A 1,955-nucleotide genomic window follows, 5' to 3' on the forward strand; every position below is an offset into this window, starting at 1 on the left:
GGGGACTTTCACCCCCAAGTCATCCTGTGAGGCACCACCCTCAGGAATAGCGCCAGTCAAGGCGCTGCGCGCCATGCCTGGCGCACAATGCAAAAGGCGGCCAGTGGCCGCCTTTGAGCGTCGCGTATTGGATTACTGACGCTGTAACTGCAGCATCTCGCCATTTTCGAAACGGCGGCGCTCAGGGTCGATTAGCTCCAGGGTACGTTCATCAATACGCTGGAAGTAGTAGATTTGGCCGTCGCCGTTCGGCATTAGCTCATATACCGTGGCATCGGGGTCAGAGGGCGTACCAGTCAGCACTTCCCAGTTACCGGCATAGTTTTCATCCGGCGGAGTCTGGGGGTGATTACGGTAAGTCGCATCCAGCGTGAACGTCCGCTCTTCCGGGGCGCTCATCTCTTCTCCCACCAACGTTACATCCAGGTCAATGCCGTCACAGTTACGGCAAGGCAGAGTGCCTTGGTAGTTAGCCTGTGATGCGGTCATGCCTGCATCTTCGCGCTGATCCGTTGGGCCAGCTGCGCAGCCCGCCAACAGTGCCAACATAGCCGAACCGGCTAGCAAACTCCTGAATTGCATTGGGTGTCTCCTTATCGTGTTGGACATACATTTCTTTCGCGCGCTTATGACAGCATAACCGCTACAAGGTGCGACGCCCACCCCCTCTGACGTAGAAGTAAGTTCTCACCTAGCCTGCATGGGAATGCTTGCGCTCTAGCGGCCATCAGGCGACCATGGTGCCATTACCGCTAGGATAATCAGGTTACCCTTATGAGCCAATATTGGAGCCCAGCCGTTAGGGAGCTTACCCCTTACGTGCCAGGCGAGCAGCCCCGTGAACGCGTTATCAAACTCAATACAAACGAGAACCCGTACCCACCTGCCCCTGGTGTCAGCGAGGCACTACGCAACTATGCAGTTGATCATTTGCGTCTCTATCCTGATCCGACGTCCTTGGCCCTGCGTGAAACCTTGGCAGACACGTATGGTGTAAGCGTAGCAGAAACCTTTGTTGGCAATGGTTCTGACGAAGTGCTGGCGTTCGCGTTCCAGGCGTTCTTCTGCCATGGGGCACCGCTGGATGTACCGTCGATTACTTACAGCTTCTACCCGGTGTATGCCAACCTGTATGGCGTGGAACTGCGCAAGCATCCGCTTAACAATCAATGGGAAGTCGACCTGGATGCGCTTGCCAACGATTCCGAACGTAGCGGGGTGATTTTTGCCAACCCCAATGCGCCTACTGGCCACGCTCACTCCCTTGAGAGCATCGAAGCACTGCTGAAACGTGTGGCGGATCGCGTGGTGTTGATCGATGAAGCCTATGTCGATTTTGGCGCAGAGAGCACGGTGGCACTGGTCGAGCGTTATCCGAACCTGCTGGTCACCGGTACCTTTTCCAAGTCACGCAGTCTGGCGGGCTTACGTCTAGGCTACGCGATTGGCTCCCCTGAGCTAATCGAAGGCTTACAGCGGGTAAAAGATTCGTTTAACTCCTATCCGGTCGATAGCCTAGCCAGTGTGGTCGGTATTGAGGCACTGAAAGATACCCAGCACTTCAACGCCTGCCGGGACAACGTCATTACTACCCGTGAGCGAACCCGCCAACGGCTGGAAGGGCTGGGCTTTGAGGTACTGCCCTCAAAAGCCAATTTCCTGCTGGCTCAGCACCCTGACTTTGCCGGTGCGCAGCTGTTTGCGGGCCTTCGGGAGCGAGGCATTTTGGTACGCCACTTCAATACCAACCTACTCAACAACTTCCTGCGTATTTCCATCGGCACCGACGATGAGATGGATAGCTTCATTGAAGCCCTAGAGTCACTCTCCGGTTAATGGATTATCCAGTTCTCTGAGTGCTTAATCGGGTAGGGGCCGGGGTCACCCCCGGCGCCCTCCCACACCACCGGGCATACGGTTCCGTACCACGGCGGTTCATGAAGAACGACTAAGCC

General features: G+C 56.1%; 2 protein-coding genes. One reads left to right on the forward strand and one right to left on the reverse strand.

The genetic code is table 11. The features are described 5' to 3' along the window. Positions 1-132: 132 nt before the first annotated feature. Positions 133-582, reverse strand: coding sequence for a copper resistance protein NlpE N-terminal domain-containing protein (locus BMY49_RS16995; protein ID WP_089676122.1), 450 nt, complete (start codon positions 580-582; stop codon positions 133-135). Between the two features lie 192 nt (positions 583-774). On the opposite strand from BMY49_RS16995, the gene hisC reads away from it, so the two are divergent. Further along, on the forward strand, positions 775-1,836 hold the full coding sequence (gene hisC, locus BMY49_RS17000) for a histidinol-phosphate transaminase (RefSeq protein WP_082051480.1): 1,062 nt from the start codon (positions 775-777) through the stop codon (positions 1,834-1,836). Positions 1,837-1,955: the final 119 nt, after the last annotated feature.

Origin of the sequence: Vreelandella aquamarina (genome assembly GCF_900110265.1) — a bacterium.
Taxonomy (GTDB): Bacteria; Pseudomonadota; Gammaproteobacteria; order Pseudomonadales; family Halomonadaceae; genus Vreelandella; species Vreelandella aquamarina.